Below are 20,322 nucleotides of genomic sequence, written 5' to 3'. Positions count from 1 at the left end.
TCACGCTGACCTTGTCATGGTCGCCGCGCCGCCGCCAGCCGCCGTCACCCGCCCGGACAGGGACGTGAGACGCTGTCAGCGCTCCACCGCACTGCCGGACAACGCCCCCACGTGGGCCTCGTCAAGGACCATGAAGTAGCTGACCAGGTGGACCGCCGGAACGTCGGGTTTCTGCACCAGATACAGCGTTACTCTCACCCCCCGTGCTCGCGGGCGATCACCGTCCCGGACACCTGGAATCGGGTGTCGATGACGGAGGCGGTCGGTTCGGGTTTGCGTCCTTCCTTGACGTGGGCCAGGCCGGTCAGGTCGTAGTTGAGCTGGGCGAGGATTCCCTCGTCGCGCCAGGCGGCGTAGTGGGCGTAGACGGTGCCGTGGTTGGGGAAGTCGTGCGGGAGGTGTTTCCAGGGGATTTCCGTGCGGTCGACGTAGAGGAGCGCGTTGAACACGTCGCGGAGTTCGACCTGGGCCGGCTGGCCGGTGGGTCTGCGGTCGAGTCGGGCTTTCCTCCAGGCGGATAAGGCCGGTTCGATCAACGCCCATCGGGCGTCGGACAGGTCGCTGGGGTACGGCTTCCGCCGGCTCACGAAAGGGCTCCTACGCGAACAGCGCCACCGACAGCGTTACTTGACCAGCTGGGCGTTTCTGTGACGTCCATAGACCAGACGGAATCTGGGTGCGAGACACGGAGCAAATGGGCGCTGAGGCCGGAGCCTGGAGGGCCGTGAAGCCGCACGCAGGGCGCAGATCACTCCAAAGGGACCAGGCCGCGAGGGCGACGTAACACCGCAAGCCGTACCTGAATGCTCACTGGGACCGCCCTGGATCAACCGGGACAAATCTGTCCGACAATCCGTGGGACTTCACAACATGGGGGACTCGAGATGGCCGTTGACAGCTCCAGTGGTCGCGGGCTCAACCAGGGGGCGGGATCGCCACCACGCAGACTGTGTCGCGCATCACATCGGCCTCATGTCACGGACGGGCGGGCAGCTTGCATCCAGTGGTCGTCAGCAAGCGGAGAAGGGCGGAACGATGAACGCACAGCACGAAGCCGGCAGGGCGACCACACACCGCGTTCTGATCCTGGGGGCGGGTTACGCGGGCATGTCCGCGGCCATCCAGCTCGCGGCTCGGGTCGAGCGGCGCGAGGACGTGCAGGTGACCCTGGTGAATGCCCAGGACCGGTTCACCGAGCGGCTGCGGCTGCACATGACGGCGACTGGGCAGCAGCTCGCCGAGTTGAACATCCCGGAGCTGCTTCAGGGTACGGGTGCGCAGTTCGTGCGCGGCTGGGTGACAGCGGTGGACGCGGACGCGAAGACGGTGCGGATCGACGACGACCGGGTCCTGCACTACGACACGCTCGTGTACGGATTGGGCAGCGTGGCCGACACGGCGGCGGTGCCGGGCGTCGAGGACCACGCGTACACCCTCAACAGTGCCCAGGACGCCGAGGTGCTGGCGGACCGGCTGGCGCGGCTCGGCAGCGGGACGGTGGTGATCGCCGGCAGCGGACTGACCGGCGTCGAGGCGGCCGCGGAGATCGCCGAGCGGCACCCGGAGCTGAACGTCGTCCTGCTGGGCCGGGCCGAGCCCGGTGCGGCCCTGACCCCGAAGGCGAAGGCCTACCTGCAGTCCGCCCTCGACCGGCTGGGCGTGGCGGTGCGCAGCGAGGTCGAGGTGGTGAAGGTGCTGCCCGGTTCGGTCGAGCTGGCGGGCGGGGAGAGCGTCGCCGCCGATGCCGTCCTGTGGACGAGTGGCACGAGGGTGTCACCGCTGGCGGCCGCCGCCGGTCTGGCCGTCGACGAGCGCGGCCGCATCGTCACCGACACCGCGCTGCGGTCGGTGTCGCACCCTGATGTGTACGCCGTCGGTGACGCGGCCGCGATCCGCCAGGGCTACGGCGTCATGCACGGCACCTGCCAGGGCGGGATGCCGGCCGGGGTGCACGCCGCGGTGTCGATCGTCCGCACGCTGAAGGGCAAGCAGCCCAAGCCGTTCCGCTTCGGCTATTACCACACGCCGGTGAGCCTGGGCCGGCATGACGCGGTCGTGCAGTTCACCCGCCCCGACGACAGTCCCCGGAAAATTCATCTGACGGGCCGTAGGGCTGCCTGGTACAAGGAGACGGTGAGTGCCGCGCCCTGGCCGACCTTCGGCCGTATGAAGAAGATGCCCGCCTCGGGTGCGTTCTGGCCGCGTGGCGGCCGCTTCACCCGGATCCGGGGTGCCCGGTGACCCGTCCCTACCCCGACTCCGACCCCGACCAGCAGGTGTTCCACGAGCACCGCAATCTGCTGTTCTCGGTGGCCTACCGCGTCCTCGGCACCGCGGTCGATGCCGAGGACGCGGTCCAGGACGCCTGGATCAAGTGGTCGGCCGCCGAGCGCTCGCAGGTGGCCGACCCCAAGGCATACCTGACACGGATCGTGTCGAACCTGGCCCTGGCACGGCTGCGCTCCACTCGGCACAAGCGCGAGACCTACGTGGGCCCCTGGCTTCCGGAGCCCATCCTCACCAGCGGCGACACCGCCGACACCGTCATGGACGCCGAGTCGGTGTCGATGGCGATGCTGGTGGTGCTGGAGACGCTGAGCCCGCTCGAGCGCGCGGTGTTCGTGCTGAAGGAGGTCTTCGGCTTCAGCCATGCCGAAATCGCCGAGGTGGTGGAGCGTTCCGAGCCCGCGGTGCGGCAGGCGGCACACCGCGCTCGTGAGCACGTACGGGCCCGACGGCCGCGTTTCACCGCGGACCGCTCACGGCAGCGCGAGGTCACCGAACGGTTCTTCGCCGCCGCGACCGGCGGTGACGTCAACGCCCTGATGGAGTTGCTGTCCCCGGACGTCACCCTGTGGACCGACGGCGGCGGCAAGGTCCGACAGGCCCTGCGTCCGGTTGTGGGCGCCCAGACGGTGGCTGCCTGGTTCGCGGCCATCGGCACCGTCACCTACCAGGGCATCGAGCCCGCCGACATGAACGCCGAACTGGTCGAGATCAACGGCGGCCCGGGCATGGTGTTCAGCGGGCCGGGCCGACCGGGCCGCGTGATCGCCACAGTCACCTTCGACTTCGACGCCGACGGCCGTATCACCACCATCCACAACGTCGCCAACCCCGACAAACTCCAGGCCATCGCCGACGGCACCACTCACGGCGTCGGCACGCACTGAGCCCCGGAAGCGGGATCCGCCCTCGGCCTGGCAGCCGAAGGCCGGCCCGTAACGGTGGGCGCAGGCCATCGCGAAGCGACGCTCGAAGAGGGCTCTTTGACCGGTCGTGGTGCTCCCACACCCTGGGCGGTCGGCCGGACCCGCTTCACCGACATCGGCCACCTCGCGGGGTGGGAAACAAGAGCAGGTCTGGCGAACGAAGTCAGCAGGGGTGGCCACTTACTTTCAAGAAGCGGCATCACCAGACGATGTGGCGACTGCGACCAGCGACCGTACGACCCGGGACCCCGGCCAGCCCGGCGTACGGCTGCGCCGTTACCTGGACCTGTGCCAAGCGGTTCGGCCCGGCCGCGGCGCCGGTCGCGGCTCTGTCGCTGGGTGGTTCTGGATGAGGGGCGCGTTTGTCGGCCGTGAACGTGCCTCGAACCCTCCGCTGCATGACCGCGCCTCTACGACCAGCACGGGACGTGGCTAACCGGTCGTTAGACGAGTGATCCTCGGGTACTCGCCTCAGCGTACCGAGGCCGTGGGCTGGTCGTTGGCCCTGGCTGCGACCGATCCAGTAGAGAGGGAGGTTCTCAGATGAGCACGGTCAAGGAAGCGGTGGAGGTCGAGGTTCCTGTGCACACCGCCTACAACCAGTGGACCCAGTTCGAGGAGTTCCCGCGGTTCATGGAAGGGGTCGAGGAAGTCAGGCAGCTCGATGAGCGCCACAACCACTGGACCACCAAGGTCAGCGGGGTGAAGCGCGAGTTCGACACCGAGATCGTCGACCAGCTCCCCGACGAGCGCATCACGTGGCGCACCACCACGGGTGACACCAGGCAGAAGGGCACGGTCCGTTTCCAGCGCCTGGACGACACGCACACCCGGGTCGAGCTCGTCATGGACGTCGAGCCCACCGGCGCCGCGGAGAAGACCGGCGACATGCTGGGAGTGATCGACCGGCGAGTGAAGGGCGACATGCAGCGTTTCAAGGAGTACATCGAGGGCCGCGGCGGCGAGTCCGGAGCCTGGCGTGGGCGCATCAAGCCCGGCGAGTGACCCCCTGTCCCGCCCCCGAAGCGCATCGCTGTCGGCGTCGGTGACCCCCTGGTGGCCGCCGACGCCGACGCTGTGACCGTGTCGTGTCACGACCACAGCGCCGGCCCGATCCCGTACCCGTGCCTCGAATCCGTCCCGTACTGCCACGTAGCCCGGCTGTTCCCCGCCCAGGTCAGCGCTCGGAGACGCCCGGCGCGCAACGGACGCGCTCAGCACGCTGCCGGATCTCCTCGCCGCGGAGGTGAAGCGTGGCCGCGGACGGCGCGCCCCCGGCCTGCAGGTGGCCTTCACCGACATCGACTACGTCGAACTCGACTTCTGACAGGAGGACGAGGCGAGTCCGCTGCGTGGAAGTTGTTGAGCCGAAGCGCGGTAGTTGTCACAGAGGCATGCTTGTTGTCACCAAGATCGCAGGACGGGCCCGCTCAGGGCGACTGACGGGATGAGACTGAACACTTCGGCTGGCGCCTCCCGCGGTAATTCGCTTGAACCACAGTCGGGCCGACGTGGCAGGCTTGCGCGGTGATTGTCGAGCTGGCCCCCCGTTTTCTGACCTGGGACGATGTGGATCCCGGCCGTCATTTTTTCGACAGCGCGTCGGCGCCGCAGGTGGTGCGATCGCTCGGGCCCGCCCGGAGGGTACCCAGCCGCCCGGACATCCACTTCGGTGACCCGGCGATGCATGCCTGGAGCTGGGGCGAGGGACAGCCCTGGGCCGACGCCATGTCGCACGCACTCGCCGAGCACTACGACCGCTGGACCGTGGGCTGGCGCTGGTCGCACGACGAAGGCGACTTCGACGGAGGACCCGTCGGGAACTGGTGCTGCCCCCGGGACTCGATCACCACACCGCAGGAGACGCTCGCCCGTGTCGTCGCGGCGCTGCGCGAATGGCGCGAGTGGCTGGAGAGTCTCGCCGGGTGGTTCGACGCGTACCCGCTGGACCTGGCTGGCATCCAGGACCAGCGGATCCTCTGGGAGCGTGCCGCCCGGAACCTGATCCTGCAGGTGACCGACCGCACAGGCTGCGGCAGCGGTTGGCACGGACACTGCCGTCAAGTGCTCACCTGGTTCCTCAGCCGCTGGGGCGTCGCGCCCGACCTCGCGCAAGAGCTGGTCGACGAGGCGATCGGCGGGCGGTTCGCGAGCTGGACCGGCCCCGACATCGTGCTGGTCGAGGACGTCGCGGAGCGGCTCGCGCTGTCGCTGCGGCCGGACGACGGCGCACAATCCGCCGGACCCGCGCCGGACCACCTCGAGCGCTGGCTCGCGGTGCGCGAGACAGTGCCATGGCAGGACGTTCCGGACGGCGGCGGGGACGAACCGGTGGTTCCGTCGCGCGACGGCGTGGCGGAGGACATACACACCTTCGACGGCGCCTTGGATCCCGCCCGCGCACAGGGCCTGCTCGCCGCCCTGGACCTGTTGCGGACCGACGCGGCGCGCGGCGCCGCCCTCGACTTCGAGCTGCTTCAGCGCTGGCAGCAGCACGTGCTGGGCACACCGCAGCCGCCGCCGTTCCGCAACCTGCCGGCCTTCGCCAAGGGGGGCAGGGAACGCTATGGCATCGGCCCGGACACCCGAGCCCGCCTCGACGCCTGCCTGGCCGAGAGCGCGCGCCACGCCGATCGGCCCGTTCCCCTCATCGCCCGCGCCGCACGTGCCTATCTCGACGTGTGCTTCTTCCATCCCTTCGACGACGGCAACGCCCGGTCCGCTCTCCTCGCCCTCGTCTTCGTGCTCGCCCGCGAGGGCGTCACGCTCGACGGAGTCAGCCTGCTGCGTCGCGTCACCTTCCAGGCTGACGAGCCGCAGGACGCGCTGATCCTCACCCGGTACATCGACATCCACCTCGCGGAGACCCGACGCAACACCGCATCCCTCGACTCCTAGCGGTGGGCATGAAGGCGCTGATGAGTCCATGCCGAGCAGCTCAGTCACACGGAACCGTCGTGCAGGTCGCATGGCGGCGGAGCATTGGAGCCGGCGACAACTGCCATGCTTTCCGCGCTGCTGGTGACAAATAGCATGCCGACCTGGTGACAACTGCAGTGCCTCGCCGTGCTGATGCCCCAGGTCAGTGGCCGCCAATGGTGACACCTATCGTGCTTCGGCACACGACCTGAGCCGAGGCACGGAAGACGGTAACGGGGGGAACGGAGCCCGGGCTACCCGTCGTTGGGTCTCGCCCCCTACGCTCGTGATCATGACAAAGGGATTCAGCGACCAGTTCCTGCTCGAGGCGGAACGGCACTCCGTCTGGGGCGCCGCTCAGCTCGAGGCGCTCATGGAGTTCCTGCCCGAGGCGCCGTGGAGCGCGGACCTGCCGACGTGTTCGTACCGGCAGGGGGAGGTGCAGCTACGGGTCGGTGTCCTTGGGACGTACGACATGGAGGGGGGCTCCTGGCTGTGGGGCTGGGCAAATCCGGGGCTCGGCGGGAGTGAGGTCGTGGCGTTGTCCGCTGCCGTGGCACGGTACGGGCAGGCGCACGGGATTCCTGAGTTCACCGCTGAGGAACTCGATCTGTCCGGGTTCGACGATCCTCGGCGGGCCGCCGAGATGCTGGCCTTCGCGGGGATGGGGGTAGCCAACACTCCCGGGTACATCGGGCAGCCCGCCGGGCCCGGCACCCAGGTGTACTTCCTGCCAGACGACCCGAAGGTGCCGAGCGCCCAGCTCGATCCGGTCGCCCTGCCGCGCGTGCTCATGGCCGGGGTCTCACTCATCGGGCGTTCGCCGCGACAGGCCGTCACGGGGTACTTCGAGCACCACGGGGTGCCGCAGCGCGTGGAAGGCGACCGGCTGATCGCCGATCTGCCGACCGGGAACGCCGCCGTTGTCTCCTTCGACCGGATGGGGCGGATCGGCAACATCCGGCTCACGGTCACCGGCTGACCCGAACCGTCCGTCAGGCCGGGGTGAGTTTCTGGGTGAGGACGTGTTCGACCAGGGAGATGAGGACGTCCTTGCCGGGTTCGCGGTCGCGGACATCGGGCGCGGAAATTCAGTTTCCGAGCGCCGCCTTGCGCAGGGATCGCTCCGCGATCCGGGCAGCCGCTGACGCGGGCAGCAGGTGGCCGAAGACGAAGGTCTGGAAAGTGTTGAGACGGCCGTCGACGATCGCCGGGCGCCGGAGCCGATGACACCGTCATGCTTCGCGCGCTCCTGGTGACAGGTAGCGCGCCGATCTGGTGACAACCATCGTGCTGCGCTCCGCCAAGGCCGCAGTTCACCACGCGCTGCTGGTGACAACCACCGTGCTTCGGCTCATCTGAGCGCGATGTTCGCGCAGCTCATGAGACGGGTGGCTGATCACGATCCGCGTGTTTGGCCTGGAGGTTAATGACGGCGGCGAGAGCCTGGAGAGTGTCAGTAGGTCAGCCAGCCTGTCCGGCCCCGCCACAACGCCCCCGCTCCTGGCGGCAGCAGGCGTCGGCAGTGTGCACAGAGTCCTCGTACTTGTTCGTGGCCATCGCGGTCATTGTGCCGGGTCGCAGGCTGCCATCGACGGCCAGTACCGGGCCCCCGGCCGTTATCCTTAACGATCTTCCGCCCCGATTAAAGGCTAGGGTCCGCCGCTGTCTGGCCTGCGGCCCTGCGCCGTTGGGGCGCGATCGCTGCCGACTTGTCAGAAAACGTGCACCTTCTGCCCCTGTGGGTGGCAGGAGACTCGTAGCAGCAAGCAGCCACGGGCCCGTGATCAGGCATTTCGGCATGCGGGCCCGTGGCAGCGCTGAGGGACTCAGGGACGTCCCAGGGCCCGGAAGGCCCATCCGGCTTCGCGCCAGGTGTCGGCGTTGAGGGTGCCGCGGCCGTCGATGACCCTCGGGGTCGTCGTGCGGGCGGCGAGGCGGTGGGGGTCGATGTGGGAGTACTGGGGCCACTCGGTGAGGTGCAGTAGCAGGTCGGAGTCCTGGACGGCGGCGATCGGGTCGTCGATGTAGTCGAGCTCGGGGCGCGTCTTGCGGGCGTTGTCGAGGGCCTGCGGGTCGGTGACGGTGGCCGTGGCGCCGAGTTCGTGGAGCTTCTGCGCGACGGCCAGGGCGGGCGAGTCGCGGATGTCGTCGGTGTTCGGCTTGAAGGCGGCGCCCCAGATGGTGATGCGCTTGCCGGCGAGGCTGCCTTCCAGCTGTTCGCGCGCCAGGTCGACCATGCGCTCGCGGCGCCGGTTGTTGATCGCGTCGACCTCGCGCAGGATCGTCAGGGCCTGGTCGACGCCGAGTTCACCGGCGCGGGCCATGAAGCCGCGGATGTCCTTGGGGAGGCAGCCGCCGCCGAAGCCGAGGCCGGGCCGCATGCCACGGCGGCCGATGCGGACGTCGTGGCCGAGGACGTCGGCGAGTTGGGTGACGTCGGCGCCGGAGGCTTCGCAGACCTCGGCGATCGCGTTGATGAAGGAGATCTTCGTGGCCAGGAAGGCGTTCGCGGACGCTTTGGCGAGTTCGGCAGTGGCCCAGTCGGTGACGATCGTCGGCGTCCCGGACTCGATGATCTTGTCGAAGCACTGCCGCAGCATGGCTTCGGCCCAGGAGCGCTCGGTCTCGAAGCCAAGGACGAGCCGGTCGGGGCGGAGGGTGTCCTCGATGGCGAACGACTCGCGCAGGAACTCCGGGTTCCAGGCGACCTCGATCGCGTCCCCGGCGGGCGCGAACTCGTGCAGCAGGTCGCGGACGCGGGGTGCAGTGCCGACTGGGACGGTCGACTTCACCGCGACCACCGCCGGGCGCTTCAGACGGGGTGCGAGCTGGCGGACGGCGGAGAACAGGTGACTGAGGTCGTAGGCGTGTTCGCCGGACTGCTGCGGGGTGCCGACCCCGATGAAGTGCAGGTCGGCGAAGGCAGCGGCCTCGGCGTAGGAGGCGGTGAACTTCAGGCGCCCCGAGGCGGTGTGGCGGGCCAGTATCTCGTCGAGGTCGCGTTCGTGGAACGGTGCCTTGCCGGAGTTGAGGATCGCGACCTTGTCCGTGTCGGAGTCCATGCCGAGGACCTCGTGGCCGAGTTCGGCCATGCAGGCGGCGTGGGTGGCGCCGAGGTAGCCGCAGCCGACGACGGTGAGCTTCATGACGGGGTTCCTTTGCGAGGTGAGGGCCGCCGACGGCCCCCACCTCTGCCCCGCCCGCAAGGGCGGGGTGCTCAGGCGGGCCGGGTGGCCAGGTAGCGGTTGATCCCGTCCCGGATGAATGGCGGGATCGTGCGGAATTCGAGGTCTTCGGGGGCGAGGAACTGGAACTTGACGCCCTCGGCGAGGGGCAGGGCACTCTCGTCGCCGTCCCAGGAGGCGGCGAAGAATGTGATCAGCTGCCCGGAGCCGTGCTCGTCGCGGATTTCGAAGAGCTCGGTGAGGCCATCGACGGCGAGGCCCGCTTCCTCGTCGAGCTCGCGGACGATCGCCTGGCGGGGGTCCTCGCCGGGGTCGCAGCCGCCGCCCAGGACGCTCCAGTGGTCCGGCCAGGCGATGCCGGGCAGGTCGTCACGGAGGTGTAGGAGGAGTTCGCCACGGCGGTTGGCGATGATCGCGACCGCTCCGCGGGCGGTGGCCGGGCTTTCAGCAGTGGTGTCCTGGTGCATCCGGACACGGTAGTGAGGTGAGGGATCGTCATGCGGCAGCCCTCACTGTCTGGTCGCAGAACCAGGCGGCCGCCATGAGGGCCTGCATCCGGGTGCGGTCGAACCGCCCGCCCGGCTTCAGGCCGCCCTCCAGCAGCGGCCGCATCGCGGCCGGGGGCTTGGCGAGCGACGGTGACCTTCAAGCCGAGGTCGGCGATCTTCCGGTAGGCCATGTACTCGGAGAACGTGGACGCGTTGCCCATCGGGTAGTCCAGCGCGGACATCATGTGCGGCAGCACCTTGGTGAAGTCGATCGGGTCCGGCTCGACGACCACCAGCTCGGCGCCGATGTCGGCCGCGATCCTCGTGGCGATCTTCGATTCGTCGAGGCGGTCCTGGCCGGGGTAGCGGACGGTGACGCAGACCGGCGGTCGAAGCAGGTAGGCCAGCACCGACGAGTCGAGTCCGCCGGAGAGTAAGAGCGCGAAGTCGCAGGCCGGGGCCCTGAGCGGGACCTGCCCGGCCAGGACGACGGAGAACTTCGCCAGGGCCTCGGCGTAGGTGCCCTCGAAGGGCTGCCGATCGGCCAGGTTCCAGTAGACGTGCTGGTCGAGCGAGCCGGTGGCGATGTCGAAGGTCAGCAGGGTGGCGTGGGCCAGCAGCTGGATGTCCTGGAAGGGGGTGTCGACGCCGACCGGCGTCTCGATCGCGAGGACCTCGGGCCGCAGCACCAAGGGTGCGGTGCCGTAGCCGGTGAGGGTGGTGACCTCGGAGGCGAACGCGAGCCGGCCGCCGTCGAGGCGCCAGTAGAGAGGCTTCTCGCCGAGCCGGTCCCGCGCGAGGAACAGCTTGCCGATGCGCGGGTCATAGACGGCGAGGGCGAACATGCCGTCCAGCCCGTCGAGGCAGGAGGGGCCGATCTTGGCCCAGGCCCGCAGCACGAAGTGTGCGTCCGTGTCCCGAGGACCGAGCGGGACGCCCCAAGCCTTCGCCTGCTGGCGGTAGTTGTAGATCTCGCCGTTGAAGGCCAACAGCACCCCGGACTCGCGCTCCAGGTAGGGGCCGGGCATGGCCTGCGGGTCGACGATCAACAGCGTGTTCATGGCCAGCACCGCCCGGCCATCGGCCGCGGCGGCGTGCATGGTGCCGTCCGGGCCGCGATGCGATTGCGAGGCACCCATGGCGCCGACCATGCTCTCGTGCCGGACGGCGTCGGCTCCGGCCAGTCCTGCGATTCCGCACATATCTGGTTCACCCCCCGAGTGCGGTGGTGCCTTGGCGGCGGCCGCCGCCGGAAGGAGATCCGTTCCGGTCCCGGAGGCGGCCTGGGCTCTCATCACAGCCGCCCGACAAGATCGCTGGGAGGGCTCGCAGGGGGGCTCACAACTCGCAAACGCGGTTCGCGGCCGGGCCAGGAGGAATATCGTCAGAGACCCAACACGCGGAACATGTACGACTCTTCGTCCCCAGTCGAGTACGAACCTCGTGCGCCACCAAGTACAGACATACGTACTCAACTGTTTGTTCGAGTTGTGCGTGCTCCGGCCTGTCACCGGCAAGGGAGAAGGCCGTGGCGTCGACCACTCGCCGGACCCGTCCGCCCAACGCGGACCTGGCCCGGCTCATCGAAGCCAGCGGCGCGAGCCACAAGTCCCTGGCTCTGCGCGTCAACGAGCTCGCCCATGCCGCCGGGATAGAGACCGACTATTCACATACGTCGGTAGCGAACTGGTGCAGGCGGGGGATGACGCCGAAATGGCCGGTCCCGAAGCTGTTGTCGCAGGCCATCGGCGAGAGGCTCGGACGACCCGTCAACCTCGGCGAGATCGGTATGGGCGAGGCGGAGACAATCGACGCGGATGTGGGGTTGGATTTCCCGCGAGACCCCGCCGACGCCGTCCGCGTCGCCACCTCGTTCTGGAGCTCCGTGAACCGCCGCGACTTTCTGGCCGGATCCGGCTTCGCCGCCTCCGCCTTCACCACCCCCGTCACCCGATGGCTCGTCACCCCCGCCGACGAGACCGCCGACCATAGCGGCGGCGGACAGGTCGGCCGGGCCGACCTCGACGAACTGCGCGAGGCCGCCGACGACGCAAGGCGGTGGGACTCCAAATACGGCGGCGGGAACTGGAAGGCCAGCTCCGTCACCGACTGCCTCGACCACCGTGCGGGCCCGCTGCTGCAGGGCAGCTTCTCCGACGAGATCGGCCGCGAACTCTTCTCCGTCACCGCCGAGTTGTCGAGGCTTGCCGGGTGGACCGCGTTCGATGTCGGTCAGCATGATGCCGCCCAGCGGCACTTCATCCAGGCCCTCCGCCTGGCCCGAGCCGGCGGCGACGTGCAGCTGGGCTGCTATGTGCTGACCACCATGGCCATGCAGACCCTGATGCGGGGCTTTGTGTCCGAGGCTGTGGACATGGCCCAAGGTGCCTTCGAGCGGGCTAAAGGCCAGGCCGTCCCTCGGGTGCTGGCGTTCACCAAGCTCATCGAGGCCCGAGCCCACGCCCGCGAGAACGACGCCCGGGCCGCCTCCCGGGCCCTGAAAGCCTCCGAGGACCTGCTGGGGCAGGCGAAGGACGACAGCGGCGACGAGCCCGCCTGGATCGACTTTTATGCGCACTCCCGGCTCTCCGCGGACGCCGCCGAGATCTTCCGCGACCTGAAGAACCCCAAGGCCGCCCTCGGCTGGAATCAGCAGGCCACCGCGATGCCGACCGGGGTGTTCACCCGCTCCGTCGGCATGCGCCTCGCCATCGTCGGGACCGCCCACCTCCAGGCCCGCGACCTCGACCACGGCCTCGAACTCGGCAACCGGTCCGTCGACATCCTCGCCCGCGTCCAATCCTCCCGGGCCAAGGACTACGTCCGCGAGTTCAACGCCGCCCTCGCCCCCTGGCGCCGGGAGCTGGCTGTGCGGGAGTTCGTCCAGCGGACCCGCAAAGAGCTCGGCGTCGCTGCCTGAAGCAGCGCCGTGACCTGCGGCGTAAGCTGGAGGCAGTGCCGATCGCCGTAGGCGGCCGGAAGTAGAGCCAGGTGGCCTGGGGTAGACCGGGAGCCTGGCTCCGCGCATGCCAGGCCGCGGTGACGCCCTCTCCGGCTGTCTCTCCCTCCTGTTTCCGCCTGTGCAGAGAGGCAGAGAGAAGGGGGAAAGTGCGTCGCCCCGTCACCGGACAGGCCGAGGAGGAGTCACGTCCCTTCCAACCGTCCTGCCTGCGCTCCGGTTACGTCCGGCTGCACGGTTCGGCGCTGTCTTTGCCGCAGGACTGACGGACGGCGACTGGGATGGCCGGGCCGGCACGGGCGGCCACGGTTGGGGCGGCGTCCACTCGGCGGCGGTGGTGTCGCACGCACGTCGGCGGGGGTGTGCAGTGGACGCCGTCCCGGTCAGGCGGTGGCCGGGTCGTTTTGCTCCGCGGGGGTGTCGGCGGGTTTGGTCGGAGCCGCGGTGTAGAAGACGGAGGCGCCTTGCTTGGTGCGGTGGACGTGTCCCTTGGCGACGAGTCCTTCCACCGTGGTGCGCACGACCTTGGGCTTGATGTCGCGGTCGGGACGGGCCTGGGCCAGCGCGGTGCTGATTTCCGCGGCGGAGCGCGGTTCGGACTGCTGGCCGAGATAGGTGCGGATGAGCTCGACGAGGGTGGGCTTCGCCGCGGGTGCGGACGCCTTCGTCTCGGGGCTCTTGGCCGCAGTCTTCCGGGATTTGGGGGCGGCGGACTTCTTCTGCCTGGCCGGCTTGGTCTCGGCGGAAGCCTGCCGCGGTACGGAGGGTTCGGCCGCGGCGCTCCCTGTGGTGTCCGGGCCGACTGGCGTGGGGCTCTCGCCGCCCAGCGTCCGCTGCAGGTTCACCAGCAGGGCCTGGTCGTGCTGCAGGGCGCGCAACTGCTCCTGGAGTTCGGTTACTTCGGCGCCGATACGTTCCTGTTCCTTGGCGTTGCGCTCAAGGTCCGCGGCCACCTGAGCGGCGTACTGCGTTTTGAGTTCCGTGGTCGCTGACTCGACTTCGGACATGGCAGCTACCTCTCCTCGCGCGTCGTGTGGGCCGGATCGTACTCGCATCATCCAGGCCATGATCCTCAACGCGTTCCGGGCCGCCCTGCGGATCTGCGGCCCGGAACGCAACTGATGTGGGCTGCATACGCAGAGGAACGGCGGCATGAGGGTGGCGTCTGCCGCCTGCGTCGAGCGATGTCTCCATTTCAACCTTCAAGGTGAGTTCGAAGGAAGCCCGACCGCCTGTGTCGAGGCGGGCAACGAACTGGTTGCAGGCCCGCTCTTCTGATGCGGCGCTGCTCGGCTGGCCGCGTTGGGCAGGTGCCAGGAAATCTCGTCGTTGTCCCGGTGGTGCCAGGCGGCCAGGAGGTGTGAGCGGACCAGCCGGTCGAGAAGGTCCTCCGTCTGTTGGGGTGACTGTCCGCACAGGCGGGCGAGGACGTCCAGGTCGGTGCAGCCCGTACCGGACCGGGTGTGAGCGGCCAGCGCCAGCGTGGTCAGCTGCGCGGCCGGCGGCAGGGCGGGTGGGACGGCCAACGGGGCGGGGTGCAGCGCCCATTGGGCGGCGCGGAGCCGTGCGGTGCGCCCGGGGGCCTGGGCGAGCACGGCGGCATCGAGCAGCTGCACTTCCAGGCGAGAGGGCTTGCTGGCCGGGCAGTGCAGCCAGCCGGCGTGTTCCAGCTCCTGCCACAGTTCCGTACGGCCGCGCAGCCGCATGCCGCGCAGGAAGCCCCCCGGCAGCCGGACGCGCCCCTGGCGGTCGGCGCGCAGCGCGCACTGCAGGGCCAGCAGCCGGGCGGTGGGGGAGGAGAACCGGGGCAGCGCGGCGGCGAGATAGGTGAGCATCTCCCGCACCCGCTGCTGCTCGCCTGGCCCGTACGGCGGCGCACTGCGCGCGGGCCGTGCCCTGCCGGAGACGGACTGGGTGCGGCCGGCGTTCAGCAGTGTGGGGGGCACGATGGCGGTGTGGCTCATGGCGGCCGCGCACGCGGCGCAGGCACCCGCTCGCGGGTGTGGGGCGACCACTTGACCTGGGTGAGCAGGGTGCGTAGCTGACCGTCGACCCGCTGGACGAGCACGACGTCCGCGCCGTGGTCGGCCTGCTGCGGCGTGGCGCGTACAAGGGAGACCGTCCGGACCTTCTCGGCGATCGCAGGCTCTGGGGAGGGAACTGCCGGAGCCGGCGGAGTGGAAGGGGGGGGCGAAGTACGAGGTCGCCACGCAGTTCCTGGAGCAGCCGCTCCACGGAGACTCCGGAGGAGTGGACAAGCGCGGCGAGGAACTCCGGGGGCATCGGCACATGGACGAGTTCGGCGGACGACCGGGTGCTGCAAAAATCCGCCGAGTTCGTGTGACCGTCACCGGTGGTGGTCATGGGGTGATGCTCTTTGCTGATCGGTATGAGCGTTCCCCCTTCGGCCCCGGCAGGGCGCTGAGCCGGCAAAGAATCGTCGAACACGTCTGTGACCTGCGTCACGCACGACGTGACCGGACCGCAAGCCGCCGGGCGCGGGCGGGCGTGGCGATCGGCGGCTGTGCATCCTGCAGGACCCGGGTGGTCCGTGGCCGACGGCCCCGGTGCCGCACCGACTTCGGAGGGCTCCGTCAGGAGCCCGGCCCACACCCCACCCGGCATCTCTCGAACATGCTTCGCACGCTATCCGTACGCGAATGACGAGGCCGTGATCGGTGCGGTGGCGTCCATGACGTACTCCTCGTGGGATGTCGAACTGCGGGGGCGGGGTGTTACGCCTCAGGATGGGCGCACGCTGGTGGGCGGTGAGAAAGCCGGCTCCAGACGGACGCAGCAGTGACCGGGGCTGGGCGCCAGGCGCGCCTGGAGGTCGCTTTCGGCGAGCCCTTCCAGCACGCCGCGAAGCAGGTGGAGGTTCATGCCGCACACCGTCTGGGTGTGTTCGCGGGCGAGCGCGTGGAAGGGGCAGTTGCCCAGGACGATGGCGTCACCGTCACAGCGGGGTTCGAAGCCGTTCTCTTCCAGCACGGCGAACACGTCTGCCTGGCCCGGTCCGGCGAGCTGAGTGCCTAGCTCGTGGGCCTTTCGGTGCAGGACCGAACGGACCGGTTCATCGGTGGCTTCGGATTCCTCCAGCGCCTGGGCGAGGAGCCGTCCGGCCAGCTCGTAGTGCCGCTCGGGCAGGCTGACGGTGACCTGCTTGCTGGAGCGCTTGTAGAGCTTGGCGGGCCGGCCCGCTCCCGGGCCGGTGCGTCCGCTGCGCCGTTCGTAGACGACGTCGAGCAGTGATTCGTCAGCCAGCCGGTCCAGGTGGAAGGCCGCGGTCTGTCGGGCAAGGCCGAGGGCCTCGGCGGCTTCGTCGCGGCTGACCGGTCCCGGCTGGCGCACGACATGGTCGTAGAGCCTCCTGCGGGTCGGCTCGTCGAGCGCGGCGACAGCGGAGACGCCGGGGCGGGGTGCTTCCTTCGCGTGGTCCACGAACACCAGTGTAAAACCAATAGCGATTGACTAAAGAAGGTTTCCGCGCTTCTATCGTTAGTGAGAGTTGTCGATAGAAGGAAGGGCGTCATGTCGTCCGTAACCACAACCACTACATCCGCCGCCCGGCGGGCCGTGCTCACCGATCCCGGCTACCAGGCGTTCGTCATCCTGCGCACCGGGTTCACCGTGGCGCCGATCCTGTTCGGGCTGGACAAGTTCGCCAACCTGCTCGTGGACTGGCCCACCTACCTCGCGCCGTGGATCAACGACGTCGTTCCTGGCAGCGCCCAGGCAGCCATGTACGCCGTCGGAGTGATCGAGATCGTCGCGGGCCTTGCCGTCGCGCTCGCCCCACGCTTCGGGGGCTGGCTGGTGGCTGGATGGCTCGCCGGAATCATCGTCAACCTGCTGACCATCCCCGGGCACTACGACATCGCGCTGCGCGACTTCGGCCTTCTGCTCGGCGCGGTCGCCCTCGCCCGGCTCGCACAGCGCTACCACGGCAAGTGGCAGTCTCACTGACGGCAGGCAGCAGTCACGGAAGGTGACGGGCAGGTGGGCCACCCATCGGCTCACCCGCACACGTTGCCGGGGCGGGCTCGGCAATCCGGAACACGGGTTCAACACCCGCCCGCCATCGAGTCACCACGCCGTCGCCAGTCTCCTTGCGTGAAGCGAGGGAGGAAGATCATGAGTGAGAAATTGGACCGGCTGGCCGCTGAAGGCGTAGCGGTCTGGCTGGACGATCTGAGCCGAGAACGGCTCGTGGGTGGCCAGCTGACCGACCTGGTGCGAGAACAGCGGGTGGTCGGCATCACCAGCAACCCGACGATCTTCGCCAAGGCGATCCGCTCGGGTGCCCGATACGACGAGCAGATACAGGATCTCGCCCGGCGCGGGGTTCGGGTCGAGGAAGCCGTCAGGCTGCTGACCGCGTTCGACGTGCGCTGGGCCTGCGACGTACTGCGCCCGGTGTACGAGGCCAGTGACGGTGTCGACGGGCGGGTGTCGCTCGAGGTGGATCCGCGCGTTGCCCACGACACTACGGCGACGGTCGCCGAGGCACGGGCCCTGTGGTGGCTGGTGGACCGCCCGAACATGTTTGTGAAGATCCCCGCCACGCAGAAGGGCCTGGAGGCGATCAGCACAGCGCTTGCCGAGGGCATCAGTATCAACGTGACCCTGATCTTCTCTCTGGACCGCTACGATCAGGTGCTCCGCGCCTTCCTGGACGGCATGGGCAGGGCGCATGCGGCGGGCCACGACCTGACGTCCATCGCGTCGGTGGCCTCATTCTTCGTCAGCCGGGTGGACACCGAGGTCGACAGCCGACTGGACAAGATCGGCACGCCGGAGGCACGGGACCTGCGCGGCCGGGCAGCAATCGCCAACGCACGCCTGGCCTACCAGCACTTTGAACAGGCGTGCGCATCGGACCGATGGAGGGCCCTGGCAGCGGCCGGGATGCGCCCGCAACGCCCGCTGTGGGCATCCACCGGGGTGAAGGACCCCGCCTACCACGACACCCGCTACGTCGACGAACTGGTGGCTCCCGGGGTGGTCAACACCATGCCGGAACAGACCCTGCGCGCGGTCGCGGACCACGGCCGCATCCAGGGCGACACCATCCATGGCACGTACGCGGAAGCCCAGCAGGTACTCGATGACCTGGAGGCTGTCGGAGTGTCCTATGACGACGTGGTGCGTGTGCTGGAGCACGAGGGCATCAGCACGTTCACGGCCTCCGGTAATGAGCTCTTCGAGCAACTGGATGCCGAACTTCACACCAAGCGCGCCGCCGCCTGATGCAGCCGGTCGCCGACCGGACCATCCCGGAGCAGCCTCCTGCGGCCACCGATCGGCAGACACACCGGGCAAACACCGCAACCACCCGCAGCGCAGCGCCATCGACGACGATGGGCGCCTCATGCACGCCATCGCCGACAACGCACTGATGGGAACGTGGCCCTGCCCCGTTCCGGCCGACCGTCTGGGGCAGATCCACAGGGCACGGATGGCGACGTTCCCGCTGCCGCCTCCGCCCCTGCCGACCGGGGCCATCCGGGCGCAGCGCAAGGTGCACGCGAGTGGACGCTTCACGATCAACGGTCAGTTCATCAAACTCGGCCCGCGGCATGCCGGAAAGATCGTCACCGTGGTCATCGAGGACACCCATTTCCGGATCCTGCATGGGGAAGACGAACTCGCCGTCCGACCCCGCAAGAACCCTGGACCGATCACCAGGCTCTACGTCAAAGGAATGGGCACCCAGGAGGACCGTCAAGGATCTCCTGACGACAAACCGTCAAGGAAGTCCTGAGACCTCACACCGACAGGTGTACCCCGATGGCTGCTTCCCGCGCCCGCGAGGATGGTCCCGGCAATCATCTGCATGCCTCCGGTCCATGCCGCTGCTCCCCGCACCCGCAGGGATGGTCCCCGGGCCTAATACCAGCAGATCGAGGCCGGCCAGCTGCTCCCCGCACCCGCGAGGATGATCCCTCGTCCTCGTCGGGCACAAGGCCTCGCCGAGTTCGGTGGCGGAGTGGGAACCCGAGCGCGGCGAGCGGTGTACCAGAGATGACGGTGCATCGCGGGCCGGGCATGCCGGCCGGATCGGGGGCTTCCCATGAGGGGGCGCGGGGGTAAGCGCAGGGGCAGTTGGGGCATCTTGGTCGCCGCCGTGCTGGCAGTGCTGGCCCTGGTGTCGGCATGCGTCGAGGCGGACACGGACCGGGGCAAGGGCAGGGACCGGGGCGCGCAGGCGGGTGAGCGCGCCCCCTCCTCGAAGGCGGCGACATCCCCCCGGATCCCGTCGGGGACGGACCTGCCCGGCAGCTCGGTCGCCGTCGACTTCGCGAGGGACGGCAGTGGGTTCGCGCTGCTCGCGGAGTGCGGGAAGACACGCTGTCGGCAGCGAGTCGCCGTGCTCGACAAGGGCTCTGATGCCTGGCGGCTCGGGCGTTCCCCGCTGGCGGACGTTACCGTGGAGCACGGCATCACGGCGACGCTCAGGGTGCTGGAACCCGGTCGCGCGCTGATCACGGAGGGCGTGTGGCCGCCGCCGGACCGGACCTGGTTCACGAGTGACGGGGGACGCCACTGGCGGCAGGGTTTCGCCAGGCCTTCGGGCACGACGCCGGTGCTGCCCGAGGGCGTCCCCCTGTTCGAGGACTGCACACGGATGGACCAGGAGGGCAACAACTGCGCGCATGCCCGCGTCCTTACGGTCCTGCCCGCCACGGGCGAGTTCCGGGTTCTGGCCACTCAGCCCCCATTGAAGCCCCCCATCATCCCGGCCGGGCAGATTAAGGACCTGGTCTTCGCTTCCGGCCGTGACCCACGCTCAGGCCGTGTGGCACTCGCCGTCAGCGAGGACGGGGGACGCAGCTGGCGGTTGTCCCGGCCGAAGGGAACCGGAGAGTCGGTCTGGGCGCTGCGCGTGACCGGCACCGGAAAGGTGCTCTACGCGGCAGAGCCGGGCGAGCTGCCCGACGAGGAGAACGTGAAGAACGGCCTGCTCGCCCTCCACCGCAGCACGGATGGCGGCGGCACCTGGGAGCGGGTCTGGGAGCACCGCAAGGGCGTGGATCCGCGCTCCCTGCTCGGCCCGCCGATCGCCGCCGCCGACGGCAGCCTGACGATCCACGGTGAGGACGGCGTCTGGCGCAGTACGGACGGCGGCCGTTCCTTCGCACGCCACGGAAACTCCGGAGGGATGTCGGGCTGGGTGACCACGACCGGGCTCGGCTATCTGTGGGGCGACAGCTTCGGCGCCGGGAGCTGGCGCCTGTCCACCGACGGTGTCCACTGGACACGGTTCGAACTGGGCAAAGGGACCTGAGAGGCCGTGTTCGTGGGTCGTCACGCTCAAGCCGGTCAGCCGGCCCAAGGACGTCTCCGGCTTCGTCGTCCTGCCCCGCCGCTGGGTCGTCGAGAGATCGCTCGCGTGGACTCCAGCCCGGACATTGGTTCGCGGCCTCGCGCCGCCGGCCCCCGGTCCCGTTGGTGCCGGCCTTCCTCTCAGAAAGGTGGCTGCTGAGTAGATCCTTGGCGGACTCGCTATTGACCGGTCAATTAGCTGATTGTACGGTCTATACGACGGCGCTGGC

15 protein-coding genes and 4 pseudogenes are annotated in these 20,322 nt (G+C 69.2%); 12 read left to right on the top strand and 7 right to left on the bottom strand.

Translation table 11 applies throughout. From position 1 onward, the window contains the following. Positions 1-239 precede the first annotated feature (239 nt). Positions 240-587: pseudogene (locus OP79_RS41990) on the bottom strand (transposase); the annotation flags it as partial. A gap of 448 nt (positions 588-1,035) precedes the next feature. On the opposite strand from OP79_RS41990, the gene OP79_RS41985 reads away from it, so the two are divergent. The 6 genes from OP79_RS41985 to OP79_RS41965 all read left to right on the top strand — a co-directional run bounded on the left by OP79_RS41985 (position 1,036) and on the right by OP79_RS41965 (position 7,113). Next, complete coding sequence (locus tag OP79_RS41985; protein ID WP_033328380.1) at positions 1,036-2,241, top strand: NAD(P)/FAD-dependent oxidoreductase; 1,206 nt, start codon at positions 1,036-1,038, stop codon at positions 2,239-2,241. Continuing rightward, entirely contained in the window at positions 2,238-3,173 is a 936-nt protein-coding gene (locus OP79_RS41980; protein WP_033328379.1) for an RNA polymerase sigma-70 factor, read from the top strand. Before OP79_RS41985 ends, OP79_RS41980 begins: the two co-directional genes overlap by 4 nt. A 106-nt stretch (positions 3,174-3,279) precedes the next feature. Beyond that, on the top strand, positions 3,280-3,648 hold the full coding sequence (locus OP79_RS58330) for a DUF6207 family protein (protein WP_342669582.1): 369 nt from the start codon (positions 3,280-3,282) through the stop codon (positions 3,646-3,648). A 107-nt stretch (positions 3,649-3,755) separates the two neighbouring features. Beyond that, on the top strand, positions 3,756-4,217 hold the full coding sequence (locus tag OP79_RS41975; protein WP_033328378.1) for an SRPBCC family protein: 462 nt from the start codon (positions 3,756-3,758) through the stop codon (positions 4,215-4,217). A 522-nt stretch (positions 4,218-4,739) separates the two neighbouring features. Continuing rightward, positions 4,740-6,110: a Fic family protein gene (locus tag OP79_RS41970; protein ID WP_033328377.1), complete on the top strand. Its 1,371-nt coding sequence runs from the start codon at positions 4,740-4,742 to the stop codon at positions 6,108-6,110. Between the two features lie 313 nt (positions 6,111-6,423). After that, positions 6,424-7,113 (top strand): DUF6882 domain-containing protein, encoded by a 690-nt coding sequence (locus tag OP79_RS41965; protein WP_033328376.1) that lies wholly within the window; start codon positions 6,424-6,426, stop codon positions 7,111-7,113. Positions 7,114-7,960: 847 nt separating this feature from the next. Here the strand turns inward: OP79_RS41965 and OP79_RS41960 are convergent. The 3 genes and pseudogenes from OP79_RS41960 to OP79_RS57510 all read right to left on the bottom strand — a co-directional run. Beyond that, the gene (locus OP79_RS41960) at positions 7,961-9,280 is read right to left on the bottom strand and encodes a UDP-glucose dehydrogenase family protein (RefSeq protein WP_033328375.1); all 1,320 of its coding nucleotides are present in this window, start codon (positions 9,278-9,280) and stop codon (positions 7,961-7,963) included. Between the two features lie 71 nt (positions 9,281-9,351). Beyond that, positions 9,352-9,786, bottom strand: coding sequence for an NUDIX domain-containing protein (locus OP79_RS57515; protein WP_078492362.1), 435 nt, complete (start codon positions 9,784-9,786; stop codon positions 9,352-9,354). 185 nt (positions 9,787-9,971) lie between these two features. Beyond that, a pseudogene (locus OP79_RS57510) lies at positions 9,972-10,907 on the bottom strand (asparagine synthetase B family protein); the annotation flags it as partial. A gap of 428 nt (positions 10,908-11,335) precedes the next feature. Here OP79_RS57510 and OP79_RS41950 point away from each other — a divergent pair. Next, positions 11,336-12,727, top strand: coding sequence for an NsdA family TPR-like regulatory protein (locus tag OP79_RS41950; protein WP_033328373.1), 1,392 nt, complete (start codon positions 11,336-11,338; stop codon positions 12,725-12,727). A gap of 422 nt (positions 12,728-13,149) precedes the next feature. On the opposite strand, the gene OP79_RS41945 is transcribed toward OP79_RS41950, so the two are convergent. From OP79_RS41945 to OP79_RS41935, 3 genes are all read right to left on the bottom strand, one after another. Then, positions 13,150-13,773 carry a BlaI/MecI/CopY family transcriptional regulator gene (locus OP79_RS41945; RefSeq protein ID WP_033328372.1) on the bottom strand — a complete coding sequence of 208 codons (624 nt, stop codon included), beginning with the start codon at positions 13,771-13,773 and terminating at the stop codon, positions 13,150-13,152. 195 nt (positions 13,774-13,968) lie between these two features. Next, entirely contained in the window at positions 13,969-14,730 is a 762-nt protein-coding gene (locus OP79_RS41940) for a hypothetical protein (RefSeq protein WP_245685634.1), read from the bottom strand. Between the two features lie 778 nt (positions 14,731-15,508). After that, positions 15,509-16,213 carry a helix-turn-helix transcriptional regulator gene (locus tag OP79_RS41935; protein WP_051745444.1) on the bottom strand — a complete coding sequence of 235 codons (705 nt, stop codon included), beginning with the start codon at positions 16,211-16,213 and terminating at the stop codon, positions 15,509-15,511. Between the two features lie 84 nt (positions 16,214-16,297). On the opposite strand from OP79_RS41935, the gene OP79_RS41930 reads away from it, so the two are divergent. The 5 genes and pseudogenes from OP79_RS41930 to OP79_RS56220 form a co-directional block, all read left to right on the top strand. Beyond that, the gene (locus OP79_RS41930; RefSeq protein ID WP_033328371.1) at positions 16,298-16,732 is read left to right on the top strand and encodes a hypothetical protein; all 435 of its coding nucleotides are present in this window, start codon (positions 16,298-16,300) and stop codon (positions 16,730-16,732) included. 168 nt (positions 16,733-16,900) lie between these two features. Next, positions 16,901-18,016, top strand: a complete 1,116-nt coding sequence (gene tal / locus OP79_RS41925; protein ID WP_033328370.1) for a transaldolase — start codon at positions 16,901-16,903, stop codon at positions 18,014-18,016. A 109-nt stretch (positions 18,017-18,125) separates the two neighbouring features. After that, positions 18,126-18,530 (top strand): annotated as a pseudogene (locus tag OP79_RS41920) (IS481 family transposase); the annotation flags it as partial. Between the two features lie 363 nt (positions 18,531-18,893). Beyond that, positions 18,894-20,054, top strand: coding sequence for a WD40/YVTN/BNR-like repeat-containing protein (locus OP79_RS41915; protein WP_157857448.1), 1,161 nt, complete (start codon positions 18,894-18,896; stop codon positions 20,052-20,054). Positions 20,055-20,061: 7 nt separating this feature from the next. Next, a pseudogene (locus tag OP79_RS56220) lies at positions 20,062-20,163 on the top strand (IS5/IS1182 family transposase); the annotation flags it as partial. Between the last annotated feature and the right edge of the window lie 159 nt (positions 20,164-20,322).

The organism is Streptomyces yerevanensis, assembly GCF_000716805.1.
Classification (GTDB): Bacteria; Actinomycetota; Actinomycetes; order Streptomycetales; family Streptomycetaceae; genus Streptomyces; species Streptomyces flaveus.
The sequence above is the reverse complement of the archived record's forward strand: the minus strand, read 5'-3'. Positions and strand labels throughout refer to the sequence as shown.